The following is a 4,910-nucleotide window of genomic DNA, read 5'->3' on the forward strand; positions in this document are numbered from 1 at the left end:
TTGCAAAAACTTCTGAGGTTCGTATGCGGAAAAGTTTCCAGGAAATTGCTAAACAGGCCCCTGTAGGATTGTGTATTTTGATGGGTAGGGAGTTTATTGTTGAAATGGCAAATGATGCCTACCTGGAATTGCTAGCCAGGCCATCAGAAGATATTTTAAATAAGGCATTGTTTGATGTGCTGCCCGAGGTACGGGAACTGGTTGAACCCATTTTACTGAATGTACTTAATACGGGAGAAACCTTTACTGCAACAAATTTTGAGGTAAGCCTGCGTCGTTCCGGTAAGGTCCAAACAGCTTATTTTAACCTTATTTATCAGCCCTTGAGGAATGATGACGGGGTAATTACCGGAATTGTTGTCATTGCTTCCGAAGTAACTGAACTGGTTGTTTCCAGGCAGATGATCGTGGAAAGAGAAAAGAATTTCCGAAAAATGATCATGGAATCACCCATTGCCATGGCTATTTTAAGAAGTTCTGAACTTATCATTGAAATGGCCAATCAATTAATGCTGGAAAGGTTTTGGCGAAGGAAGTCCGCTGATATAGAAGGACGCTCTTTACTGGAGGTTTTTCCTGAACTGGAAGGTCAGGCCTTTCCTGAACTGCTGAAGCAGGTTATTGAAAGCGGCGAAACAATCCGGGCCAAAGAGGCAGAAGCAATTATTGATGCGGAGGACGGACGAAAAGTCTTTTACCTCGATTTTGAATATGCTCCACTGAAAGACGATGCCAGCAACCAGGTTACCGGCGTACTGGTAAGTGCCTACGATGTTACCGAGGCTGTAAGGGCGAAACGCCTGGCCAAAGAGGCCGAAGAGCGGTTGCAATTGGCCATCAATGCAACGGGCATGGGCAATTATGAAGTAGACCTGCTCACGAATGAAATGTATTACTCCCGGGGATTTCTTGAAATTTTCGGGGTTGATCCGGATGCGCCTGTAGGCCGCAATGAACTGGTGTCGAGAATACATCCAGACGATTTGCTGGTCCGAAAACAGGCACATGAACGCTCGCTTAAAACCGGTGTGCTGGAATACGAATTCAGGTTATACCGGAAAGAAAAAGAATTACATTGGGTAAAAGCCTGGGGTAAAGTAATTTTTAATGAAGCCGGAAAACCGGTTCGATTAACCGGAACCATTCTTGATATTACGGAAGAAAAAGCCACCATGCTGGCGCTCCGTAGCAGTGAAAAAAGATTCCGTACACTGGCAGATACATTGCCGGCCATGGTATGGATTGGCGATGCCGTCGGACAGTTATATTATTTTAATAAATCGGTGTATGAATATTCCGGATTCAGCCCGGAAGAACTGGCAAAACTGGGTTGGCTGGAAATAGTTCACCCAGATGACCGCGACGAAAATGTCAGGTTCTGGATGGAGTCTATACAAAGTGGCAACCCCTTTTTATTTGAACACCGGTTTCGCCGGCACGATGGGGTGTATCGCTGGCAGTTAAGCAGGGCAGTACCCCAATACAACGAAGAGGGGCAGATTGAAATGTGGGTAGGTAGTAGCACAGATATCCATGAACACAAAGTATTTACCGATGAACTGGAAGCACAGGTAGAAGAACGGACACAGGAACTGAAGAAGTCGAACGAGGCCCTGCTGAATTCCAATACAGAACTTGCCCAATTTGCTTACGTTGCCAGCCATGATCTGCAGGAACCCCTGCGCAAAATCCAAACCTTTGCAACCATGGTGGCCGATATGGAAAAAACGCGGCTTTCTGAAAGAGGTACAGAAATTTTACAGCGTTTACGGTCAACCGCAGAACGAATGCAACAGCTGGTGCTTGATTTGTTGTCCTATTCGCGGGTAAATAAAATGGATAACCATTTTGCAAAAACAGATCTTGCTTACCTCCTCGATACCATAATTCAACAACTCGAAGAAGGTATAGAACAACGAAAAATCGAGTTCCGGCAGGACGCATTACCCGTTATCTGGGCCATTCCTTTTCAAATGGAACAACTGTTTACCAACCTTCTCAGTAATGCTATCAAATTCTCGGACCCTTCCAAAAATCCGTTGATTCAGATCCGCTATAAAAAATGGGAACCAGGGGAGCTAACCGGTGAAAACCTTCACCCCGACTGGTCTTATCATGTTATAGAAGTTGCCGATAATGGGATCGGTTTTGATAATTCCTATCGCGAAAAAATTTTCCAGGTCTTTCAGCGCCTGCATGGTAAGGAATCATTTCCCGGAACCGGTATTGGCCTGGCTATTTGTAAAAAGATTGTGGACAATCACCAGGGAGAAATTATTGCTACCGGGGAAACCGGGCAGGGAGCAAGCTTCAGGATTTATTTACCGGATTTTTCTTCCTGAGCAATAAAAAGGCCTTAACCGGTTCCAGCCAGAGTACAGATACAGATCCTGCAAGCAGGCATGCCAGGTATTGGTGATAGGACAGCAACCTGAAGCCAAAGAAACGTTGAAATACAGGCACCCATAACAGCAGTATTGTAATTGCCAGCGTTACTAAAATAATCAGCGGAACCAGTTTGTTTTCATAACGGATAGTGGTGAATATGGTGTATTGGAAGGATCTGTTTGCCAGTGTAAGGAAGATATTAGCTGTTATTAAGGTTAGGAAAACCAGGGTGCGTACACCGTTTTCATCCATTCCAGCGGATAGCCCGTATTGATAAATTCCCAAACAGGCAATGGTTATAATCAGGCCCTGGACAACACTTAAACTAAGTTCTCGCCAATTGAAAAAATTAGCTTGAAAGGGGTGGGGTGGGGCTTGCATGGTACCTGCTTCCAGGGGCTCATTTTCATAGATGATTGAACAGGTGGGCCCCATTATCAGTTCCAGGAAAATTACATGAACCGGGGTAAAAATGGAGGGATAAATCCATCCTAAGGCAAGGGGTAGAAACACCGTCAGTATAATGGGTATATGGATGGAAATAATATAGCGGATAGCTTTTTTAAGATTGGAATAAATTTTTCTTCCCATTGCTACTGCATCCACCATTTTGCCAAGATCGTCATCTGTTAAAATAAGAGAAGCTGCTTTTTTTGCAAGCTCTGAACCTTTATTACCCATGGCAATTCCAATATGGGCAGCTTTCAAAGCCGGCCCATCATTAACGCCATCACCAGTCATGGCCACCACTTCCTGAGCGCTTTTAAGGTTGTCGATGACCGCTAATTTAGCTTCCGGAAACATTCTTGCAAAAACCTGGTGGGTTTGAATTTGATGGCCTAATTCAGCGGCAGATAACCCGATTAGTGCATTTCCTTCGATGGCCGTATCGCTTCCCTGGAACCCTATTTCCCGGGCAATGGACCGGGTAGTGATAACATTATCGCCGGTTAATAGTTTAACCTTTATACCGGCCTCATAAAATGCCTTTAGAACATCGGTAATTCCTGGTTTGGGAGGATCGTAAAAAGCCAGTAATCCCAGTAATTGAAAGGAGAAGTCCTGCTGTATCGCCGGATAATCGGTAGACATTTCCGGAAATATTGCCTTGGCAACTGCCAGCACCCGGTACCCCTTTGCCGCAAAATCTGCTACCATTTTTTCAGCTTCCCTGCGTTGGTCTGACTCCAGTTTTGCAACGGCAAAAATTGCTTCCGGGGCTCCTTTAGCAGCGATTATACGCCTACCGCCTGAGGCACTGAAAATATGGGTCATCATGGGCGGCTTGCCACTTAAAGGATACTCTTTTTCCAGTTGGAAAAAGGAGCGCTCATCATTTTCTGCACTGGCCGCATAGGCCTCATGCAAGGCTTTTTCCATAGGGTCAAATGGGATGGGCTCACTCGCAAACATAGCTACCCGAATCAATTCCGCATCATCGGTAATGTCTGTACGGTACCAACGGGCTGCCAAACTCATTTTGTTTTCGGTAAGGGTACCGGTTTTATCCGTACAGATCACCGAAGCAGAGCCCAATGCTTCTACTGTGGTTGTTTGTTTAACTATAATTCCCATTTGAAGTAATCGCCAGGCTCCCAGGGCCATGAAGGTGGTAAATGCAACCGGAATTTCTTCCGGAAGTACGCTCATTGCCAGGGTAAGTGCTTTTAATAAACTATCTAACAATACCCGTGTTTGCAGGTAATGGATCAGCCAAACCAGTAAAAAAATAAAGATACCGGCAAGTGCCATTTTTTTTACAAAAGAGGCGATTTGCTGCTGAAGAGGGGTAGGTTCTTCCTTAATTTCTGCCAGTTGTTTCCCGATCTGGCCTAATTTGGTTTGTTGTCCTATGGCAACAACTTCTGCAATGGCAAGGCCACTGGTAAGAAAGGTTCCCTGGTAAAGCAGGTTAGAGGGGCTGTTGACTTCTTTTGAAACCGTAAACGATTCACCGGTAAGGATCGATTCATTTACACTGCAGTCATTCGACTGCAGGATTTGACCGTCGGCAGGAATAACGCCTCCTTCTTCCACGATAAAATAATCACCCGGTACCAGTTGCCTGGATGGGAGGTCTATTTCCATTCCATCGCGGATTACCCGGGCAACCGGTTGGGTTAATTTTTTAAGTGCATCCAGTGCATGCCTGCTCCTGGCATCCTGGTAAAGGGAAATAGCGCTTACTAACACAATGGCAACAGCCATAAACAAGGCTTCGCTGGTTTGCCCGCTAATAAAATACAGGGTTGCGGCAGCCAGCAGTAATAAGAACATCGGTTCTTTTACAAGGTCTTTAATAGCCCGCCATAACGGTATTTCTTTTTTGTGTGTAAGTTCATTCCATCCATAAACAGCCCTTGCTTTTTCAACCTCAGCAGAAGCTAAGCCCTTTAAAGAAGTAGCAGGTTGCCCGTTCATAGTTCAGTACTTTCCGCTTATTGTGAATATTCTTCCAGGAAACCTGGTTTTTTCCTGGCAGGGTTTGCCTGTTCAAATGCAAAGGCCATTCCCAGTAAAGC

General features: G+C 45.1%; 2 protein-coding genes. One reads left to right on the forward strand and one right to left on the reverse strand.

The window, feature by feature from the left end; all coding sequences use genetic code 11:
- Nucleotides 1-2,342 (forward strand): PAS domain S-box protein (locus A1D16_RS17720; RefSeq protein ID WP_290711968.1); only part of this gene is annotated, 2,342 nt, incomplete at its 5' end.
- On the opposite strand, the gene A1D16_RS17725 is transcribed toward A1D16_RS17720, so the two are convergent.
- The gene (locus A1D16_RS17725) at nucleotides 2,311-4,809 is read right to left on the reverse strand and encodes a cation-translocating P-type ATPase (protein ID WP_290711970.1); all 2,499 of its coding nucleotides are present in this window, start codon (nucleotides 4,807-4,809) and stop codon (nucleotides 2,311-2,313) included. The two genes, A1D16_RS17720 and A1D16_RS17725, sit on opposite strands and share 32 nt — an antisense overlap.
- Nucleotides 4,810-4,910 lie beyond the last annotated feature (101 nt).

The sequence above is a fragment of the Flavihumibacter sp. CACIAM 22H1 genome (assembly GCF_001601815.1).
Classification (GTDB): domain Bacteria; phylum Bacteroidota; class Bacteroidia; order Chitinophagales; family Chitinophagaceae; genus Flavihumibacter.